The organism is Bacillus thuringiensis, from assembly GCF_001595725.1.
Lineage (GTDB): Bacteria > Bacillota > Bacilli > Bacillales > Bacillaceae_G > Bacillus_A > Bacillus_A thuringiensis_K.
The window spans coordinates 3,074,889-3,097,288 of record NZ_CP014282.1; the positions used below are offsets into that span (position 1 = coordinate 3,074,889).

A 22,400-nucleotide genomic window follows, 5' to 3' on the forward strand; every position below is an offset into this window, starting at 1 on the left:
ACTCTTAAAAAGAAATGCTAAACATTGACTTGCACAAATTTCAAATAAAAAAGTACCCATCTAATTCTCATACGCAATGAGAATTAGATGGGTACTGCATGATACATTTAGTTTTTACATGTATTGTTTGGAGAAAATTGCAAATAACGACCTATACTCGCCTTATTAAGACCAAATCCATACATCATCATTATTTTCAGCGTTCGTCTTTGCTTCATGAACTTTTTCAATATGATCAACTGTGTTCCAGTTAATAGAAATACCACCCCAGCCCACATACTCCATATCAATTTTCACTTTCTCACCCACATTAAATACTTGTCCCTTTGTTAAGAAAACATCAATAATATCTTTCTTCCCATTTAGCGATGGATACTCAACTACAACATATTTAGTAGCACCGTCTCCCTCATCTTCCATCGTTCCTACTTTTGATACTTCTCCAATTACATAATTAGGTGAGCCATCTTCTTTCATGTGCATACCTAACTTGTTTGTTGTATTTTCAACTGCAGTTGCAACCATATATTCTGTAAAATTACGCATCATAGATCCAGTAGCTTTTACTTCATCTCCTACTTTAACGTTTGAAAGTGAATCAATATACACACTAACAGGTTCCTCATATTGCTGAGATTTTACAACAATTACACCGTTATCTACCTCTACTACTCGTCCTTCTAACGTCGAGAAGTTCGATTCAATAGAAGCGGCACTCGCTTTTGTTAGTTCTAACCCTGGTACATTTGTTCCTGATAATGCTGCGATACCTAAAGCACCTGCTAAAATTATTTTTTTCATACCCATATGTAACATCTCCATTCATGATGATTGTATTTGTTTGATTGGTATCGACCAACCTGTAATCATTATAGTTACAAGTCATAAAAATAACAACCGTTTTCCTCATGCAATGTTGCATACTGTAATTTTCAAATGTAAATTGATTATTCCTATATTCAACACTAAGACTGAATTCTTGAATCCCAGCAGGTAAACGGATTAATGATGAAGAAACTAATTTCATACATCATGTTTTTCAATGATACAGTTTGTATAATCGTAGTCCATTACATTATGTAGCAGCGGAGTTAACATGTTAATAAAACCAAAGAGGTTACAAGCAGGAGATATCCTGGCGACAGTAAGTCCTTCATGAGGAGGCGCAGGTAATTCTGAGATAAGATAACGATATGACAGGGCTCAAATAAATAAAAACACCCCTATAAGATATGACTGTGAATTAGTACTTTTCAAATGATAAAGGGGGATTTACATGTATGGAAGTAACATTTACAGTAAGTAAATGGGATGAAAAACCAATCGATGATACTAAAAAAGATTTCCCTATTAATATTGCACATGTCGAATATGATATTGATGGTGAATTAAAAGGAAAAGCTTTTATTGAATACTTCTTATATTATTTAGACTCAAATATAAATGATGGTCACTTAGCTACTTCTAAAATTTCTGGATTTTTACACTTTGAAGGAATTTATAAGGGGCAACAAGGGACATTTACAGCTATAGAGCAAGAAATATTTGATAAAGAAAATTTAGATTCCCCAGGAACAATTATTAAAGCTACCGGTAACTTAGAAAATCTAAAAGGATCCTATAATTATCAATTTACAGGTCAAACCAGTAAACTAATTTTAGAGTTTGAATGTTAGCAAAATATCCTATAATTTAGTGGAAAGGACACTTCTTGTAATACTAGGAATGTCCTTTTTGTTGACGAGCTTATTCAAGTTAAAAATGAACAGAATATATTACATAACTTCTTATTAACAGTATTCAATGATACATAAAATTTTCGTTATGGGGGGAATTAAAAATCTAAGCCCGAGTGACATGGCCCACCTATTCATTACTTTCTCTACTAACTAAAGAATAATCCCAGAAAAACTCCCCTTCATAACTTCCTTTTCAATTTGATTCCTACATATAAACATCGCAATAATTTTTGTACGATTTTTTTCATCGGGCTCAAATTGTTCAATGGTTACGTCACAACGAATTGTGTCACCACTAAACACAGGACGTAAAAATTCAAAATCTATCTTGCGAGCTAGTACGTTATAATCACCGCCAATTTTTGTAGGTAGTGTTGATGTTAAAAGCCCTTGTACAACAAATCTCCCCTGCTCATCTGGTGTAACATGATGAACACCTTCATCTTTCGATACTTCCGTAAATAACGCAACATCTTCTTTTGTAAACGTTCGTTCAAAGGTGATTTTTTCGCCTACTTGTAATTTCATCCCATGCCCCTCCTCAAAAACTCTTTTAAAATAAGAAAAACCGAAACTATAATCATTTCGGTTTTTCAAAACTGTAGAAGTCTATATTTACTTTAAAGAATGTACAAACAACCCGCTGCGCAGTTTCGGTTCAAACCACGTTGATTTTGGCGGCATAACTTCTCCAGCGTCTGCGATTGCTAATAACGATTCCATTGATGTCGGATATAGTGAGAACGCTGCTTTATATTCACCGCTATTTACAAGGCGTTCTAGTTCTTCTAACCCGCGGATTCCTCCGACAAAATCAACGCGTGAATCAGATCGCGGATCGTGTATTTCAAGTACTTGGCTTAATAAATGATCTTGCAGAATAGATACATCCAAACCTTTCACGAGATCATTCGCATCAAACGTTTCCTCTTTCACTGTAAGCTTATACCACTTCTCATTTACATACATTCCAAATGTTTTTGGCTCATTTGGTTTATACGGAGAAACAGCCGCTTCTTCTACATAAAAGTATTGCGCTATTTGTTTTAAAAACTGTTCTTCTGATAAACCATTTAAATCTTTTACAACTCGGTTATAGTCCCAAATGGATAACTCATCGTGTGGGAATAAAACAGATAAGAAGAAATTAAATTCCTCTTCTCCTGTGTAATTCGGATATTGTTCTCTTCGCATGATCCCTACTTTTGCAGCTGATGCAGAGCGGTGATGTCCATCTGCAATGTACAGGTTAGGAATATCTTCAAATAAGTTTACTAAACTTGCAATTACTTCTTCATCAGCTATTTTCCAAGCAACGTGCCTAACGCCGTCTTCTGCTGTAAATGTATAGATTGGCGCATGTTCTTCTTTCCAGCTGGCAATGAAATGCTTTATCTCTTCTTTTGTACGATACGTTAAAAAGATAGGACCCGTATTTGCATCACACACATCTACGTGACGAATACGATCTAGCTCTTTTTCATGACGCGTTCTCTCATGTTTTTTAATTGTATCATCTTCATACTCATCAATAGATGTACAAACGACAAGGCCTGACTGCGTTCTTCCCTGCATCGTCAGTTCATAAATGTATAACGCTGGCTCTTCGTCTTGAATGAACACTTCTTCTCGTATAAATCGATTTAAATTTTCACCCGCTTTTTCATATACACGATCATCGTACGGTGAAAGTGCCGGGTCTAAATCAATTTCTGCTTTATCAACATGCAAGAAAGAATATGGATTCCCTTTTACAACTTCCCTTGCCTCTTCACTATTTAATACGTCATACGGTAAAGCTGCCACTTGTGCCGCTTTTTCCTCTACTGGACGAATGGCCCGAAACGGTCGTATTTTTGCCACATTCCTCTCTCCTTTACACAATCATTCGAACGGCTACAACACCTGTAATTTTGCTTATATTTTCTACAATATTCTCTTTTATTATATCATCAATTCCGTTATCGATATCAATCATTGTGTATGCCCAAGAATGTTTACTACGATTAATCATATCGGCAATATTAATATGATGTTCCGCTAAGCATCCTGTAATTTGCCCTACCATATTCGGGACATTTTGATGCATAATTGTAATTCGTTTCTTTCCGATATACGGTAATTCTACGTTTGGATAGTTTACTGAATTACGAATATTTCCTGTCTCTAAATATTCACGTAATTGGCGCGCTGCCATTACTGCACAATTTTCTTCTGATTCAGACGTAGATGCACCGAGGTGAGGCGTCGCTGTTACGTTTTTCATTTTAATCACATTTTCATTCGGGAAGTCAGTTACGTAATGCGCAATAACATCTTCTTCTAACGCTTTTTGAAGAACTTTTTCATCTACAAGTTCTCCTCTTGAGAAATTGAATAAACGCATTCCTTTTTTCATCTTCTCTATAGCGTGTTCACCAATAAGCCCCTTCGTTTGATTGGTAAGAGGAATATGCAGTGTAATATAATCACACGTTGCAAAAATTTCATCAAGGCTAAATGCTCTTTGCACATGTGTAGAAAGGCGCCAAGCTGTTTCAACTGAAATATAAGGATCATATCCAATAACGTCCATCCCTAACGCTAACGCATCGTTCGCAACTAAAGCACCGATTGCGCCAAGGCCAATTACACCTAGACGTTTTCCTGCAATTTCTGATCCAACGAATTGTTTTTTTCCTGATTCAACAAGCTGCGGTACTTCTTCACCCTCTAAATTTTTCGTCCAGCTTACACCGTTAATAATGTTACGTGAAGACATAATAAGGCTGGCGATAATAAGTTCCTTTACTGCATTGGCATTCGCTCCTGGTGTATTAAATACTACAATCCCTTTTTCTGTACATCGCTCGACAGGAATATTATTTACACCAGCACCAGCTCTTGCAATCGCCTTTAAGTCTTTTGAAAAATCTTCTTGATGTAAAGAATAGCTGCGAAGTAAAATACCATCTGGGTGATCCATTCTCTCCCCTACTTCATAACGCTCTCCGCTAAGAACTTGTAAACCTTTTTCCGCAATTTGATTTAACGTTTGAACACGAAACATATCCCCATCTCCCTATCTATTCTCAAGCTCAAATTCCTTCATATAATTTACTAATTGCTGTACGCCTTGTACTGGCATCGCATTGTAAATACTAGCTCGCATACCACCGACTGAGCGATGTCCTTTTAGCGTAACAAGACCGCGTTCTTTCGCTTTTTGTAAAAACTCATTGTTCAGATCTTCTGACGGTGTTGTAAACGGAATGTTCATAAGTGATCGATACGTAGGATCAACTGGTGAAGTAAACAATGTTGATTCATCTAAGAAATTGTAAAGAAGTGAAGATTTCATTCTATTCTGTTCTTCAATCGCAGATACCCCGCCCTGTTCTTTCAGCCACTCTAGTACAAGTTTCGTTACGTAAATACTAAAGGACGGCGGTGTATTATATAAGGAGTTATTTTTGCTGTAAGTTTCATAGTTTAACATCGTAGGACAAGAGCGATCTGCTCCTCCAATTAAATCTCTTTTTATAATTGCAATCGTTAAGCCCGCTGGCCCTAAATTCTTTTGCGCTCCCGCATATATAAGGCCAAACTTCGTAACATCATATTGTTCTGATAAAATATTTGAGGACATATCCGCAACGAGCGGTACTTTATCTAAATGTGGAACTTCTACATATTTCGTCCCCTCAATTGTATTATTCGTTGTAATATGTACATAATCTAGTTTTTCATCGCTCAGTAAACCATCCAATTTAGGAATTGTAGTAAACTTCTCTTTTTCAGAAGAAGCAATCACTTGTACTTCCCCTACTTTTTCAGCTTCTTGCATCGCCTTTTTTGACCATGAGCCAGTCAATACGTACCCTGCTTTTTTATACGTATTCATTACATTTAACGGTATCATAGAGAATTGTAATGACGCACCGCCTTGTAAAAACAATACATCATATTCATTAGGAATGTTCATTAATTCACGAAGTAGGTTACTCGCTTCATCTATAATACTTTGAAAATATGAAGATCGATGACTCATTTCCATAATAGACATGCCTGTCCCGTTATAATTTACAAGCTCCTTTTGCACTTTTTCTAAAACTGGCAAAGGGAGTATTGATGGTCCTGCTGAAAAATTATACACTCTCTCCATCCCCATGATAACCCCCCTATTTCTCATTTTTATTAATTTTTAAACTTTCTGAATTATAACCTAAAATATAATATACGGTCAATTTGTTTTCCACTATTATGGCGTAAGACGCAATGGAATCGCTTGCAAGTGCAAACCTTTTTTTTATAAACATACAAAAAAGTGTTAAGTACATAATCGTACTTAACACTCTAGTAATGAAAGAATAATAGCTAATTGTCCGTAAAGAACCGATCAAAAATTTGATAAATTGCAGAAAGACCAATGAGCCAATAAATAGTGTCCACAAGCGCCGGCATAGAACCAAACCATTTCTCAACTACATTGTAATCTAACGCTACAAACAACCAATTCAAACCGCCAAGAATCACCAAAATTACTGTAAGGTAAGACAAAAATTTCATTATGATTGCCCCCTAGGTGATAAGATGGTGAAAGGCCTTTCACTAGAAATATATGTGGTAAACTTTAAAACTTACCTATTTTATAAAATTTATTTTCGGTACCACCCGCTAATAACTGCCTCTGCTTCTTTACTATGTATTTGATACGCATGCGTACTATCATTAGATCCAATAAACCAAATTGAAAAACCTTTAAAATATGGTTTTGGTTCTAATACGTCACGGTAAGCGCGCCATCCGTTTAATTGTACGTCTTTTGAAAACACATTAGAAACATCTGGATTCCACGGATTTTGCAGTCCAAGTTCACGCGCTGGAACGTTAAATCCACCAAAATAAACAGGCTTTCCTGTTGCTTTATGTAATTGTTCTAGTTGCTGAACAACATTTTGCCCACGATTATATACTGTCGTCGCAAATAAACTTTGCTTCACTTCTTCGTATGATGGATTTCTTTTTCCTGAAACTTCAAACCAACTGTCTATGCTAACAATATCCACCTTTTTTAAATACGGGCGATTGATTTTCTCTTTAAACTTCGCTTCATAAGAAGGGTCCCAGCTTGCTGTTAACCACCAGTTCATTTGATACAAAACATTTCCTTTATACTGATTACGAACAAAATCAATTGTATCGCTCCAGTATCCTTCTGCATACTCCATATTCACGAAATTAGAAGCAATCTTTAGTCCATACACATTGTATTTACTTGTAATGGAATTAAAAATATCTTGCAGAATAACCGTCTTCCAATTCCAGAAGAAATCATTAATGTTACTTGGGTTCCATTCTGTCTCTCCAACATTCCCCTGCTGAATATACGGGAACGGTTCCACTATAACTTGAATATTACGCTTTAATAATTCTTGAATTAAAATAATAGCTTGTTGCTTTTGCGCTTGATTAATTACCATGTTAGTAGAAGTCACATTTGGGATATCTACTTGAATCGGTACATTTACTGTATTTAAATTTAAGCGCTCCACATCCGCTAATACTTTCGCTACATTTCCAACTTCCCATACTGTTACGTTTCCTGATTTGATTTTTCCAGATTGAACAGTATTTACATCTGCCTGTACATTTCCTTGAAAACAAAAAGAAAACAACATAATAAACACTCCTAAAAAACTTATTAAACTCTTATTTTTCTTCACAACTTTCCCCCTATAATTTTTGGCTTTCTTGATCATTTTATACAACGTTTCATATATATTCCACAAAAAATCCAATAAATTTTTATTGATAAAAATGCTATTCATCCTTTATTCACATCTTACTCATACTAAGCTCCTAAAAATAGTAAGATAAATAAAAAAGGAACGGATTTCCGCTCCTTTTTTATCTTTTTACAATTATCAATCTATTTCCCTTTTAGGCTCTACCAACATGATATGAGATTCCTTTTCAGTGAAAGGTTTATGCTCAACGCCTCTCGGGACAATAAACATCTCGCCTTTAGAAATTTTCACCTGTCCATCACGAAAATCGATGAACATCTCCCCTTCAAGCACAATAAATAGCTTATCCGTATTAGGGTGCTCATGCCATATAAAATCTCCATTAGCTTTAAAAAGCTGAATTTGATCGTCATTCATTTCACCAATCACTTGTGGATACCAATAATCGTTAATTTTAGATAACTCGTCATTTAGTTTAATAGGTTGGTAATGGATAATAATCCCTCCTCACTTTCAAATTCCACTATATTACAGTAATATAAGTAAAAAAGTCGTTATTACGCTTAAAAAGAAAATGCTCCGGCCAGAACTTTTCATTCAGATAGTACAAAGGAGTGATTTCAATGAAAGTACTTTCAATCCAATGTTTCCTTTAACTCTCCATAAGTATAGAACAGTGATTTTCAAATAAGAATGGACCCCTGTTGACATTAGTATGGATTATTGATGAACTTCTCGCGATATTTAGTAGGCGAAATGCCAACTCGCTTCTTGAAAACTCTACTAAAATAAAAAGGGTCTGCGATTCCAACAGCCTGCGCAATTTGTTGTACAGGCACATCACTTGTACATAACATTTTTTGAGCCATCTTTATACGATAGTTCAATAAATATTCTGTTGCCCCCATACCTGCATGCTTTCTAAACACGTAAGAAAGACGATTTCGATTAACATTATTTTGTTCTGTAAGTGTATGAATTGTAATATCCTTATAATAGTATTTACGAACGTAACTAGATATTCGTTCGAATAAAGTATGCGACTCATAATTGCTTTCTCTATTGAAAACACTTAATAAAGCTTCATTCAACGCTTCGCGAAACAGCATTTCGGTCTGAAACATCGAAATGCCTCCACGCTGATTATATACATCCCAAAGACGCATAAGTAATTCGACAAGACGAGGAGATTGTCCTGTTAATAATTCAAAATGCTGATGAGTAAAGCCAGAGTCTTCTCGTTCTGAATTGCTTATCTGATATAAAACAAGAATATATTCCCAGTTCATTTCACCAAGCATTTTATGGGCTAATGTCATTTTTGCACCCCCATGTATAACTTTTCCTGGGGAAAGAGTATACGGCGTACCATTAAATTGAAATTGCGTCTTCCCTGTAATTGGAAATACAAATCCTGGGAAAGAATCTGTAGACTCAGCAAAAGGCACACCTGGATTTTTAGCATAACGATATACTCCTTCTACTCGGAAAGGAGTATTGGCAAGATACTCTGCTAACTCATTCACGTCCAACTTCACAATACACGCCTCATTTCAATAATAGTTTTCTTGTAATTCGCGAGATTAATTGGTGTACATTCTGGGAAACGCTAAACTAAAAATAGTACATACAACTTAACATGATCTGGTTATTAACCTATAAATATATTATTTTTCATTTATTGACCAAAGTATCCTCCCTATATTATTGATAATGATTTTCATTGTAGTTTGATAAAAAAACATTTGTCAAGTTGGCTGGCCTAGAAAAATGATGAAACAAGGGGAATAGAGGAACAGTTCTGTTGCAAATAATACCTAGTCTTTGTTAACTAATTCCCCTCAAAACTGGAATGATCATGTTAATAGTTGTAATGACTTTATTAGTTACAGCACTTGCAGCATGTGGAAATAATCGTAATCCTGAAGAAGTTGCTACAGCGTATTTCGAAGATGGAAACAGCCTACTATCAAATTAAATGATAGTAGGCTGGCTGTTAAAATTATTTAAGAACTGGGTTATGTTCTAAATGATAAGCTTTCATTATCAAAAAGAGTATTACTAGTTCCCTCCACAAACAAAAACACCCTATCACTTCGGTTCTAAATTTAGCACCTTCCCCTCTATCCCCTCCGTATTCAATGTAGTCGTATGATACGTGCCATTTACCCAATCATCTATTTGATCATGATACCAATCGCTTCTAAAATGGCCCGACTGTCCTGGCCCTACGATATGATAACCGTTTGACATATCTTTCGTATCAATAATGAATCTCCAAGACGCCCCGTGATTTACAATGCCGTTTTCGCCGTAACTCGCTGCTTGCACGGTAACTTGGCTCCCACCAATCGGAACTGGTTTCTCACGATTAAAAGCGAGTAATGCTAACATACTCGATGATTTCGAAATTGGATGTGTAAAAGCGAGTTGATGGTAATCGCCCCACTTCCACTCTCCAATATCGGGTCCATATTCCTTCTGCAATTTCTTCATTACATTCTCGTACGATGTATGCACAACTTTTGTGAAACCTCCGTACTTCGTAAACCAAACGCTATTTTCTCCCGCTACTTCTTTTCGAATCAATTCATCAACAACTTGTGACTTCCCTTCAAATAACTCCATTACATCTTTCGGTATTTCTTTTGAAAATAACGTATTTGAAATCTCTTTCATTAACAAATGGAATATTAATGGTGCCGCTTCATCTTTACTATCGTAAAAATTCCACTTTGTTAATTGGTCTACGCCTTCTTTCTCTACCTCATTTAAAGATGCTTTATTTAACTCTTTTAAAAATATAGGAGTAAACTCTTTCCCATATAAATTCTTTTGATCCATCTGTAACTCTTCTAAATCTTTCACCGTATACTTTTCCTTCTCGTGCAAAAATTCTTGAATACGCATTTGCCTATATGGCTGCGCCCACGTATTGCTAATATGATACGGATAATCATCATCAACAATTTTATTATTCGCAGTTGAAATAAACCCTTGTTTTGGATTAATTACTTTTGGAAGTTGATCAAACGGGATATACCCTTCCCATTCATATTCATCTGTCCATCCTGGAACAGGTAAGCTACCATCACCTTTTTTACGCACTGGTATATTTCCATTCGCTTTATAAGCAATTGTGCCGTCGTTTGATGCAAACACAAAGTTTTGGGTTGGTGTATGAAAATCTTGAAGAGCGGTTTCAAACTCATTCCAGTCTTTCGCTTTGTTCATATTTAATACAGCTTTTAACTCAGCTGACGGTTCTAAAGCTGTCCACTTTAAAGAGAATACTGTTTTCGTTTTCTCCTTCCCCTTATCCGCAAACTCTGAAATTACTGGTCCATGCCTCGTAATCGTAACGTTATAAGGAATTGTCTTCCTGCCTTTTACTTTAATCGACTCGTCTACAACGGTAGCTTTCTCCCATTTATCGTTATACAGAAATTCATTTTCATTATTAGGATTTCTCTTCTCAATATATAAATCTTGCACATCAGGCCCCGTATTCGTAACGCCCCACGCTATTTTGTCATTGTGTCCTAATATAACACCTGGTACTCCGGCGAAAATAACGCCACTCACATTCAAACCTTTCATTTCAAGTCGCGTTTGATACCAAATAGAAGGCGTCGCAAGAGATAAATGAGGATCATCTGCTAAAATTGGCTTACCTGACGCACTCTTCTCACCGCTCACAACCCAGTTATTACTACCGTTAAACTCCGGCGGAATTATCGTTTTTGAAAAACTTTGTGCTACGTCCACATTTGTATTTTTCAGTTCAGTTAGCAATCTAGGGGCATCTTTCGGATATGCAGGAAATAGCTCATTCGCTTGCTCTTTGGGAAGATTTTTCAGGGCCCAATATCGAAATGCCTGTCCGTGCCAATGTCCTCCTAAGTCAAACGCCATATACTTCCCGATCGTTAAAGTATCAACAATTGACCACTCAGCAGGTTCATAACCTAATATAGTAAACTCAACTGGTAATTTCTTTTCCTCTTTCGCCTCACGTATAAAAGCGTTCACCCCATCAGCAAATGACTGCAGGGCATATTTCGCTTCTCCATCATATTGACTAACTGAAGCTTCGGCCGCTCGCCGTAAACCGAGTGTTCGAAACAATTTATCTCGATCAACAGCTGCTTCCCCAACAACTTCACTTAACATACCAGACGCTTGTCTACTACTTAAATCCATTTGAAACAAACGATCTTGCGCTTGCACATATCCTTGTGAAAAATATAAATCATGTGCATTTTCCGATTTAATATGCGGTACACCTTTACTATCACGCTTCACCGTAACAGCCTGTTGTAAATCCTCTAGCTTTATCGTTCCATCTATCTTTGGCATAGATTTCAGCGTATATATGTTCAAAAAAATCACAGCGGAAATAACTAACAAAAGAACGATACTACTAGCCCAAATAAAAATTCTTTTTCCCTTTTTTCGTTTCTTCTTTATAACGACTTCCATATAACCACCCCTTTCTCACACTATTCGCTTCTTTTTGAGAAAGAACCTTTTAAAGACATTGAAAAACCCCCTTCATTTTCCTACCAATGAAGGGGGTTTTTCTTATCGTTTGCTACGCCAACTTTCATTATGCCCAAGATTTGAATCTGTCGCTACTTGGACATCATATAACATTTCACTAAAGAAGCGTTTATCTACTTCTTTTGGTACAATGCGTCTTTCATCATCAATCTCATCGTATTCATATGAACCACGCTTCACTGTACCTGCTTTATAAAATTGAATGTCAAATACACATACATCTTCTTCATCTTCATAACCAATCGAAGCTCCGCTAAATGACAATTGCACGCCTAATCCGGTACGAGTATCTTCTTTGTAAAATGTATAATATACACCGCCATCTTGAACAGACCCACGGACCCATCCAAGCTTCGTCATCTTACCGAATAACGAACGACCATTTAGTAAAATACCGCCAAATCTCTCAATAGCACTCTCATCATTCTCTTCTACTACAAACACTGGACGCTCAATTTGTAGGAACGGCTGAACAATTCCCGCACTTTCTAATTGCTCTTTCCATAATTCCTTCTCCGCCTCAGGCAATTCTAACGGATGAACGAAACCAATAACAGTGCCAGATGAAAGTTCATAACTCTTCCCGTCAATTGTACAGAACACGCCACCTTCTGCATAACGGAATGCCTTCAGCAACTTCCCTTCCTTATACTCACCCCAAATGAGTGAAATAGAAAATTGCTTCATAATTGGATTATCCATAAATACAGACTTCCATGCATTATGTGACCAATAACGCTTTAATGAAAGTGCCGTTTCCAATCGTTGTTTTTGCATGGAAAGAGTATTTCGGAGTTCCTTCTTTAAAGAGGCTAATTCTTTTTTAGCCTCTTCAGCCTTTTCTACATCATCTTTTGCATTCGGCTTTGGAAGTGACTTCATACGTTTTCCTTCTTCTGTCTCTAATTCAATTTTTGACTCTGTAGTTAAAATGGCAGTAAAACTTCGATTCCCGAAATCAATTATTTTTTCACCATGTATAGTAAAGCCGAGGTCCGGCACCAATTGATCTTCCAGCTCTTCCTCTGTTATACCACGTGTTTTCGCAGCAAGACTTAGCGCTTCTTTTGCTGCATTACGTACTTGCTTATGTTTATATTTAAATGCTATTGCATGAATAGACATAAGTGCAAGCTTAGATGAAGACAAACCTAAAGCACGAACGGCATCCGCTGCTATCTTTCCTCTCATTTGAAGCACCCATTCATCAATTTGCTTTATAAGTATGTCGACCATTTTGTCGTCACTATACATTCCGTATAACGAAAGAATTCCACGTTTCTTCACATCTGCGTCTTGAGAAATCCATATTTGATATATTGTTTGCACATATTCTTTTAAGTCCTCTTCATTTAAAGCTCTACCAATTACTTCTGCTGTTTCTTTCTTCTCAATAACAGCATCTGAAATATACTGTTGTAAATAGGCTAACGGAATTGCAGCATCAGCAATTTCATCAGAGTCACGTAAACGGATTTGTGGCTCATCCCCAATCAATTGCAGAAGTGAATTTCTTGTTTGTTCAGTTAAAATACGTGCACATAGTTCTTCTATCTTTTCTTCCTCCGTTTGAAATAAAAACGAGAATTTTCCTGCGAAAGATTCATTTTTACTTTCTTGCAAAGCTTCCTGTACAAGTTTCGTATATTTTTCAAGCTTATACTCTATAAGTATTTTCATCACATTTTCACGAACAATTTTATTTTTATTATGAAGTTCAACTGCTACATCTACTGCAGCTTCTACATCTTTTGAAAGCAGTTTAACTACAGACTCACGCATTTTTTTAGATGAATCTCCTAAGCTTTTAATTAAAATTGGACGCATTTTAATCATGTTATCCTTTGCTAACTCTTCTAAAATATATGCTTTGGCCACAGCAGAATACTCATCAAATCGTTCAATGATGTACGCTTGTTCTTTTACAATTACACAAACAAGCGCTTCCTTCGCCTTATTTCTCTCTTCACTGTAGCATGCAGCTTCTTCAACTGCATAAGCGATAAGCTTTTCCTTACTTAATCCATACGAAAGCAGATCTTCTAATACTTGTTTCGGTTCTACTCCTCTGACAGAACATTCGTAAAGAAGTTCGTATAAATTAACACTATCCTCATCTCCAAACTGTAGTGTAAGTACAGCTTCCCTCTTCGCTACATCATCTATATCCCAAAGAAGCGCAACCTCTAACACCGGCATACCCCAATACATACTTCTATATTTCGAATTTTTAAGTATTTGCTCCATATCCTCAAGTGACAATTTCCCTAGTAAATAATCACGATATGTATCCCGCACTGTAGACAATTTTATTTGCAAAGCAGCAACAAAAAATTCTTCTCGCATTTTCCCTATATTTAGCTCATATCCTTTTTCAGCTAACGTTCGTGCGATGATGAGATAATTCAGTTTACTTACATATTGCAAAGTACATTGAATAAATTCAGGATCTTCCTCCAACATAAAGCATAGCAATTCATATTCATACGTCTTACAAAAATCCTCACTATTTAAATCATGTTGCCTTAGACGATGCGCAAAAAATCTTTCCTTAGAAATCCAAAACTGTGTACAAAAACTTTGAATTTCTTCATATGTTTCTCTATTTACACTACCAGTTTTTTTGTAGTTTTGAGACTGACCGAGAGTGTGACACATATAACGTGTTGCATAGTTTATAAAACCCCAAACATTTTTCTTCGCCAATATTTCAATATATCGCCTCGCAACATTCGAATATTTATGAACACAAAATAATAGCCGCCAAATATGTTCCGGTAAATTCCCACCTATAAATACTTCACTATCATCTTCACCTTTTAAATACCGTTTAACTGCTTCAACCTTTTCCTTTTCCCCTAGCAGTTTCAATATAAATTCTGTATGTTCTTCTAACCTTTCATTCAATAAAGAACTATATGTACGAAACTTTTCATAATCTACATCAAACATTATGAGAAGTAATGTTACTTGCTGCTTAGTTGGTAAAGTATGTAATTGTCCCTCTATATAGTTCAGACTCTCTTTTGTTAACTCTCTAAGAAAAACATCTGCTTCATTTACATAACTTGAAATACTGGATAAATATTTACATGCGATTGCTACAAGTTTGTCCAAAGGAAGTGCACTTTTTTCTAAATAAATCTTCATTTTAGAAAAACTGACATGCGCAAAACGGACTACAAGAACATTTAATAAATGCTCCTCGAGTATATGGTAAAATAATCGAAAAAAATCCGGATCTTGTTTATGCACTTTCCTAAAATCGTTTATAAATCGCTCCGCAAAATCACTTCTTTTTTGATCGCGAATTGTCGTTAGTTGAATATTTTTTAAAATCTCTTCTTCTTTTGTCTGTAAATATCGTTGTGATAATTGTTTCTGTTCTTCTGTCATAATAATATATTGAAACAACTCAGATGTACTAGTAGTCAAACTTTGTACCCCCCGCATCTTTTTATCTATTATAAAAATACCCTTATTTAATGGTAGTATAGCATAAAACCTACGAAAACGAACATACATTCTATATCAAATTAATGTAAATTAAAATACACTACTCAACATACATGTCCTTCTCTCTAAACTTCCCATTACAGACTTCTCCCCACTAAAATCCTTTAACTTTTTGCTACACCAATTCCTCAAAATCCCCTTCACATAAGCTAACGTTTTCTTATTATTTTCAAACGCAATTTTAAGTGCCTCTAACACTTTCTCTCCAGAAAGTCTTTGTATCCAATTCTTCAATTCCTTCACAATATATGGGGATAAACTACTAATATTTTGTTCATAAAGCTTATAAACTTCACTATTTGGAACGTCCTCTTCTATGGTTTCCACCTCTATCTCTTCCGCTTCTTCTTTCTCTTCAATAACTACTTGTGAACTACTATTATCCTCTTCTTTTGGCATACCAAAATGCTGCAATAATAATGGAATCTTGTATTCTTCTTCAAGGCATTTACGTAAAAATATATGTATGAACTCATTACTTTTTATAGTCTTTAACTCACGTAATACGCACTTCTCCACATTCGTATTTGAAATAGGGTTATAGTGTAACCAGTTTATTATGAATACCTCTTTCGTTTCCGTATCATATAGAATCTTTCCATACTCAACAAACCTGTTTAGCAACTTCTCAACAGTCTCCATACTGTAGCCTGTTTCAAGCTCTGCCACACGCTTCGGTAATACGTAAATTCCACATTGCTTTGTTTTCGTACCAGTTAACAAATATATGTAAAAATAACGCTCCTCTGGCGTTAAATCTAATATGAATTCATCTTGCCAAAAGTTCACCTGCACATTACGGTATACCGCCATATGTTTCCCTCCACTCTTTGCTAGTAAATAGGAAAATTTTAATCCTTCATTATAAAGATAGGCATGCGGGAATGGTTTTGGCATTTGAATTACAATTTTTTTACTACTACAACGCCGGTTTCATTTTTTCGCGCTTGTTTTGTTCTTGTAGTTGTTCTTGTAGTTGTTTTTGTTTTTGTTTTTTCTTAGTGATTTATTACTTGGTAGGGGCTTATAAGGGGCTTGGAAGGGCATTCTACATTACAATCTATGAAATACAATTTGTTCTTCCTACTAAATAGGAGCTATTCCAAATTATTATTTTGGATAGCTCCTTTCAAATTCTTCTTATTTTTTACTTCTACCAATGTCAGCTTCTACATACCATTTATTCTGCTATTTGTGGGCAGTAAAACTCTCATTTCAAAATTTGGTGAATAAACTGCTTGATTGCAATGCGAGTGGCCCTCACTGATTAAAGTTTCCTTTTATTTTTGCATTGAATCTAACATCTTCACAATAAAGGCAGCCGCCTGACCACGAGTTGCTGTGCCTCGAGGATCAAACTCATTATTTCCAATACCATTAACTACCTTTAGACTGTATAATCGTTGAACCGATTCTTTGTATGTTATTAAATGCTTATCTGTAAATGGTAATGCTACTAACTCACCTGTAATTCCTTTATATCGTAATGCTTTGTCAATCATAATAGATACTTCTTCACGAGTAATTGGTGAGTTAGGATCAAAAATCCCTTCACCACGACCATTAATAATTCCTGCACTTGCACAACGTTTAATACCGTCATGAAGTGATGGATGTGCCTCATTAATATCTACAAATGACTTATTTCCCTCTGGTAGTTTAAGAGCATTCGAGATTAATTTCGCAAACTCCGCTCTCGTTACATTTCGATATGGAGCAAATACACCATTGCCTTCGCCTTGCATAATACCTAGACTGTTTAATTTACGAATATGCCCTTCAAACCAGCCACCTGTAATATCATCTTTTGGTTTTTGTACTTCTTCCTTAGGCTTTTGTACTTCTTCCTTTGGTACATTGTAGTTAATTTTAATCCAACTTGGGTCATAGAAAATCCATTCTCCATTACCTACTTTATACCAACCATTTTTAACGGCTAATACTTTGTAACGATCTCCGTTTGAAGCTTTACGTACAACACGATGTTCAATACCCGCATCACTACGTACATTGATGCCACTACCATTTACCACTAGTTCCATGCTAGGTTCAGCTGGATTATTTTCATTTGGATTAAATGAGTCATTTTTATCTTGTAAAGGCGTATCAATCTGCGCATTTATATTTGCATACCACTGAATTCCTTGTACGAAACCAGCCCAATTACCACGTGAAATTAAAATGTCAGGACATTTTTTCCCGCTCCATTGTTGATGCTTGTAAATATGATCTGCACCAATTCCTTCTTTGTTCATTAAATAACCTGCAAGTCGTTTTGCATTTTCTAACGCTTTATTGTAATCACCGTCTTGGTTAACCGCGATCTCAATACCGATAGACTCCCTGTTTCCTGATCCATCTCCATCTCCCGCATGCCAACCATTTTCGTTTGTTGGTAAGTGTTGATAAATTTGTTTATCGTCTACAGTAAAATGCCACGAAGCTGTTCGGAAAGTACCTTCCGTTGCTTGCTTGTATAAATATTTCGCATGATTTTCAGCATTAGCACCAGCGGCTGTATTTGCGGTCTCATGGATTGTAATGTAACGTGCTTTCATCGGATTCGCAGGACGAATATCAGGATTTCCTGCTGGAACAATCCACTCCACAAATGGAACTCCTGCAAGTGTTCCATATTTCTTCGTACTCTGTGCACTATATTGAATACCTCTTGGCTTTGCAACAGGTTTCATTTGACGATCAGATCCATCATTTCGACCATCTACAGATTCAAATGCCTTTTCAATGTTTGAAATAGCTTCCTTTTCTGCTACTTGTCCCTTCTTAGCATCTTGCATTTTGTTTAATTCTTCTGTTTCATCATGTTTATGCTTATATTCTTCTAAAAGCATTTTTTCATTTCCAGATACTTCTGCTTCGTTAATTTGTACATGATCAGGAACTTCCAACTTGAAATTAGAATAATTTAATCCGCTCGTTCCGTGTTCTCCTTGGGCAATATTAAGTTGATCAGTTTGAGAGTTGTTTATCTCTTCTGCTGATGCTGATAAAGGTACGCTCCCTAAAATCACTAGACTTGTTGATAGTGCGATTACTTGTTGTTTGATCGTCTTATTCATTATTATAATAGATACATACACACTCCCACCGTGTATGTATCTCAACCTCCCTTTATTGTTACATTAATTTTTAAAAATATGAATCTACTATGTACTTCCAATACATTTTCTTTTTTATTTATATATTTAAATTATCATATTTTATACCCATTAAGAAAATATTTATATGTCATCCCTACAGATGAATTTCATCTAACATACTTTTTACAAATTTCGTCAACAAACATTATTTTACAACTAATTACAAATACCGTCAAAATAATCAATTTAAACTTAGACAAATAACTGGCATACAATTTCATAATAAGAGATCCTATACTATCGAAATACATCTATTACAAATTCCCTTTAACGTTTTCAACAATCTCATTTATCGTATTCCGATCAAACTTATCACTAATTTCATATGACTCACGATCTCCTACGAATTGCACGCCTACGATATCATTGCGATCCTTACCGTATTGCACTTCAATAATAGATCCACGCTCTATTTGCTTCCAAATGAGACCTGCTTCATCTTTATTATCTAAAATAATGCAGTCTTCAATATTTTCGTCAATCCCAATTAACTTATTATCATCCATATATCCAATCTCGTATTGTTGACGTTCTTTCGCTTTGCCACTTACTAATATACCTTTGCTACCATATGAATAATCCATATAGTCCTTTTTCTCAGATTGTACCACTTTCGGCTTTTGTGCTTCAGCTTTTTCAGCAGCCCCACAACCTGTAATAAGACTGATTGGCATAACCACTATTAATACTACTCTAGTAAATTTCTTTATCATTTGTAACCAACCTCATATATTTAATGCTAAACTCCATTTATTACTTTATTAAATAATAACATGATACTAAGTAAACAGAACGAAAGATAACATATTATTTACATACTCGCACTTTAATGAAGGACCAGGCCATTTAAACCTAGTCCTACATAACTTTAACTTTGCTTCACATACTTAATTGTATTAAATGACGTCTCATTAAATAATTGCAAGTTTTCCCCATCATAATCTTGAACTTTATATGCTATTTTCTTTTTTTGAATTGTATCTTCTACACCGTCTACTAAACGTTTATTGAGATGTAAATAGATTGTAAAAGCTTCCTTATCATATTCCCAAGTTCCTTCAATATAATTCTTTTTATTTGGATACTCACCTTTACCATACGTTTCAAATGTCTTATCACCTTTTAAAATGAGTGACATATTGAAACCATCTGTTCCTTGAAATCCCCAATTACCGATTAATTCCGTACCATCTTTCACATTCTTCATAACGTTATCTGTATTAATTCCAGCTTTCTTATCTAACTCTTTCAAATCTTTCATAGATACTGTACCGTCACCGATTTTAATATCCCCTTCAAGATCTTTGAATGCCTTAAGCCAGTAAATATCTCCTTCTTTCACTAACTTTTCAGATTTCTCTATTAACTCTTTATCAGTCTTATCACCTTTTTCTCTTTTTTCTTTTCTGGTGAAGACTTCATTTATTAAAGAAAAAGACTCTCTAAAATAACTAATTGCTTTTTCAAAATCTTTTTGTTGGTTTACATACTCTGTCGGGGGATCTATCGACTCAAATTTATCTAACACTTTATTTAATTCTTTCACACTATCTACTATATCTGATTTCTTTTTCTTACCATCAAAAACCTCTCTTGTAATATTGTTATGCTCCGCAAACAACTTATCAAACTCTACCCCTAATTTATACACTTTATTAGGATAGTCTTCCTTTGAAACTTTTTCTTTCTTACTATTAGACTTCGATTCTTTTACTTTAGACTCTTCCGTTTTCTCCTGTTTAGAAGTGTTCGTTTTCTCAGAAACTCCACAACCAAATAACAACATGACCGGAACTGCTACCCCTAGTAGTTTCTTTGCATTCATGACTGATTTCTCCTTCTACTTGAATAGATTACTCTTGCTATACCCATCCTCTTTTTTATCTTGTAATTAAAGTTACAATCGCAATAACTCCTAGAATCGGTCCCCAATATTCCATTTTTATAAAAAATAATGAGTGCTTTTTGTTAAACATAACTTTTTCACCACTTTCGGTATCTATATACACTTTCCCATCTGGCTTATTAATATATTTACCTAAATACCAAGACATAACCCCTGATATAATAAACATTACCGCCATTGGCCAACTATGGTCTTGAAAATATGTAGCGTCCCCCGTTATAGATCCAAAGATAGCCTTACCCAAAAGAGTATTAATAATTACAATAATTGCGACTAAAAAACCCCAACCAGACCAAATAATCATCTATTTCTCCTCCTAAAGCGTACAACTTTGTACTTTATGTTAATTTGAACTGCAAACGAAAATGTTTAAAAAACCGAATATTCAGACGTTAATAATTATATTTAGCTTACATTCGATTCTAACTTTAATGTCCTAAATGCAAATGAACCAGATATAATTTGTAAAATTGTCGGAATAAGTAAAAAGAATAATGACATACACAACATAACTATAGGAATCACAATCATACAAACTCCATAAACTTTATTATTAACCTTGTTTACTAAACACGATAAAATGAACAACCCTATTTGAACCGTTAAAATAATAGAGTAATAAGCTAAAAGTTCGTAATCAACACCTTCCATAATATTAAACGCTACAACTATTAATATTATAGAAATAATAATTCCCAAAATGCCACCAATTAAACCTAATACAAATTCAGGTGTTCTTTTCAATTCAATCCCCCTTTTATGAACCACTAACTGCTTGTATATTTTTCCCATTCACCATCATACCAAATATTCATTGGAAAAACTATACATACTTTTCATTCTTTCTTACAGTGACCTTCTTACCATTATAGATAGCTTGTAGCAGTCACAAAATCAAAAGCTTCAAAATTACTAACTGGTTTTGATACCTTTAGAAAGTAGACATACCTCTTAAATACAATTAGTATTAAAATAAGAAATATGAAAGACTTAAAAAGGCTCTTACATGAAGGAAGGAAGTGCACAGCTATGGATTTTAAAACAGTTATGCAAGAACTTGAGGCTCTAGGTAAGGAACGAACGAAAAAAATATACATATCTAACGGTGCGCATGAGCCAGTATTCGGAGTTGCTACAGGTGCTATGAAACCAATCGCTAAAAAAATAAAATTAAATCAAGAGTTAGCTGAAGAGCTTTATGCCACAGGTAACTACGATGCTATGTACTTTGCAGGTATTATTGCCGATCCAAAAGCTATGAGTGAGTCTGATTTTGATCGCTGGATAGACGGGGCATATTTTTATATGCTATCTGATTATGTAGTGGCAGTAACTTTATCGGAGTCAAATATTGCACAAGATGTTGCTGATAAATGGATTGCAAGTGGGGACGAGCTTAAAATGTCTGCCGGATGGAGTTGCTACTGTTGGCTTTTAGGAAATCGCAAAGACAATGAGTTTTCCGAAAGTAAAATTTCCGATATGCTTGAAATGGTGAAAGATACAATTCATCATTCTCCAGAACGAACAAAATCCGCTATGAATAATTTCCTAAACACCGTGGCAATTTCATATGTACCACTACACGAAAAAGCAGTCGAGATTGCAAAAGAAGTTGGTATAGTTGAAGTCAAACGTGATAATAAAAAAAGCAGTTTGTTAAATGCTTCTGAAAGTATTCAGAAAGAACTAGATAGAGGAAGACTTGGTTTCAAGCGTAAGTATGTAAGGTGTTAAAAGTATGAAGGTGTCAATCTAGGAGAGATTGACACCTTTTTTGTGGACA

General features: G+C 35.2%; 19 protein-coding genes. 2 read left to right on the forward strand and 17 right to left on the reverse strand.

The genetic code is table 11. The features are described 5' to 3' along the window. Positions 1-165: 165 nt before the first annotated feature. Complete coding sequence (locus AXW78_RS15435; protein WP_046946107.1) at positions 166-807, reverse strand: ATP F0F1 synthase subunit alpha; 642 nt, start codon at positions 805-807, stop codon at positions 166-168. Positions 808-1,280: 473 nt separating this feature from the next. Here AXW78_RS15435 and AXW78_RS15440 point away from each other — a divergent pair, with 473 nt between their 5' ends. Continuing rightward, complete coding sequence (locus AXW78_RS15440; RefSeq protein WP_000454095.1) at positions 1,281-1,676, forward strand: DUF3224 domain-containing protein; 396 nt, start codon at positions 1,281-1,283, stop codon at positions 1,674-1,676. A 213-nt stretch (positions 1,677-1,889) separates the two neighbouring features. On the opposite strand, the gene AXW78_RS15445 is transcribed toward AXW78_RS15440, so the two are convergent. The 16 genes from AXW78_RS15445 to AXW78_RS15520 all read right to left on the reverse strand — a co-directional run bounded on the left by AXW78_RS15445 (position 1,890) and on the right by AXW78_RS15520 (position 21,358). Next, entirely contained in the window at positions 1,890-2,267 is a 378-nt protein-coding gene (locus AXW78_RS15445; protein ID WP_061884387.1) for a hotdog family protein, read from the reverse strand. Between the two features lie 87 nt (positions 2,268-2,354). Then, a complete protein-coding gene (locus AXW78_RS15450) occupies positions 2,355-3,602 on the reverse strand; it encodes a DUF1015 domain-containing protein (RefSeq protein WP_001063061.1) in 1,248 nt (415 codons plus the stop codon). A gap of 13 nt (positions 3,603-3,615) precedes the next feature. Further along, positions 3,616-4,788, reverse strand: coding sequence for a 3-phosphoglycerate dehydrogenase family protein (locus tag AXW78_RS15455; RefSeq protein WP_061884388.1), 1,173 nt, complete (start codon positions 4,786-4,788; stop codon positions 3,616-3,618). 12 nt (positions 4,789-4,800) lie between these two features. Continuing rightward, entirely contained in the window at positions 4,801-5,883 is a 1,083-nt protein-coding gene (serC, locus tag AXW78_RS15460; RefSeq protein ID WP_061884855.1) for a 3-phosphoserine/phosphohydroxythreonine transaminase, read from the reverse strand. 212 nt (positions 5,884-6,095) lie between these two features. Next, entirely contained in the window at positions 6,096-6,287 is a 192-nt protein-coding gene (locus tag AXW78_RS15465; protein WP_000670803.1) for a DUF378 domain-containing protein, read from the reverse strand. An 89-nt stretch (positions 6,288-6,376) separates the two neighbouring features. After that, positions 6,377-7,444 (reverse strand): glycoside hydrolase family 113, encoded by a 1,068-nt coding sequence (locus AXW78_RS15470; RefSeq protein ID WP_000739766.1) that lies wholly within the window; start codon positions 7,442-7,444, stop codon positions 6,377-6,379. Positions 7,445-7,645: 201 nt separating this feature from the next. After that, positions 7,646-7,885, reverse strand: a complete 240-nt coding sequence (locus AXW78_RS15475) for a cupin domain-containing protein (RefSeq protein WP_000997181.1) — start codon at positions 7,883-7,885, stop codon at positions 7,646-7,648. A 293-nt stretch (positions 7,886-8,178) separates the two neighbouring features. Further along, on the reverse strand, positions 8,179-9,006 hold the full coding sequence (locus AXW78_RS15480; protein WP_000762816.1) for a helix-turn-helix transcriptional regulator: 828 nt from the start codon (positions 9,004-9,006) through the stop codon (positions 8,179-8,181). Between the two features lie 553 nt (positions 9,007-9,559). Beyond that, positions 9,560-11,950, reverse strand: coding sequence for a penicillin acylase family protein (locus AXW78_RS15485; protein ID WP_061884389.1), 2,391 nt, complete (start codon positions 11,948-11,950; stop codon positions 9,560-9,562). Between the two features lie 102 nt (positions 11,951-12,052). Continuing rightward, positions 12,053-15,466 (reverse strand): DUF4132 domain-containing protein, encoded by a 3,414-nt coding sequence (locus tag AXW78_RS15490; protein WP_061884390.1) that lies wholly within the window; start codon positions 15,464-15,466, stop codon positions 12,053-12,055. A 111-nt stretch (positions 15,467-15,577) separates the two neighbouring features. Then, complete coding sequence (locus tag AXW78_RS15495) at positions 15,578-16,360, reverse strand: DnaD domain-containing protein (RefSeq protein WP_061884391.1); 783 nt, start codon at positions 16,358-16,360, stop codon at positions 15,578-15,580. 467 nt (positions 16,361-16,827) lie between these two features. Further along, positions 16,828-18,627 carry an S-layer homology domain-containing protein gene (locus AXW78_RS15500; protein WP_061884856.1) on the reverse strand — a complete coding sequence of 600 codons (1,800 nt, stop codon included), beginning with the start codon at positions 18,625-18,627 and terminating at the stop codon, positions 16,828-16,830. A gap of 335 nt (positions 18,628-18,962) precedes the next feature. Continuing rightward, a complete protein-coding gene (locus AXW78_RS15505) occupies positions 18,963-19,421 on the reverse strand; it encodes a hypothetical protein (protein ID WP_061884392.1) in 459 nt (152 codons plus the stop codon). 155 nt (positions 19,422-19,576) lie between these two features. After that, complete coding sequence (locus AXW78_RS15510; protein ID WP_000992211.1) at positions 19,577-20,533, reverse strand: DUF3994 domain-containing protein; 957 nt, start codon at positions 20,531-20,533, stop codon at positions 19,577-19,579. A 55-nt stretch (positions 20,534-20,588) separates the two neighbouring features. Continuing rightward, the gene (locus AXW78_RS15515) at positions 20,589-20,918 is read right to left on the reverse strand and encodes a hypothetical protein (RefSeq protein WP_061884393.1); all 330 of its coding nucleotides are present in this window, start codon (positions 20,916-20,918) and stop codon (positions 20,589-20,591) included. 101 nt (positions 20,919-21,019) lie between these two features. Then, positions 21,020-21,358 carry a DUF4064 domain-containing protein gene (locus AXW78_RS15520; RefSeq protein WP_061884394.1) on the reverse strand — a complete coding sequence of 113 codons (339 nt, stop codon included), beginning with the start codon at positions 21,356-21,358 and terminating at the stop codon, positions 21,020-21,022. Between the two features lie 285 nt (positions 21,359-21,643). Here AXW78_RS15520 and AXW78_RS15525 point away from each other — a divergent pair, with 285 nt between their 5' ends. Next, positions 21,644-22,351 carry a DNA alkylation repair protein gene (locus AXW78_RS15525; RefSeq protein WP_000346317.1) on the forward strand — a complete coding sequence of 236 codons (708 nt, stop codon included), beginning with the start codon at positions 21,644-21,646 and terminating at the stop codon, positions 22,349-22,351. Positions 22,352-22,400 lie beyond the last annotated feature (49 nt).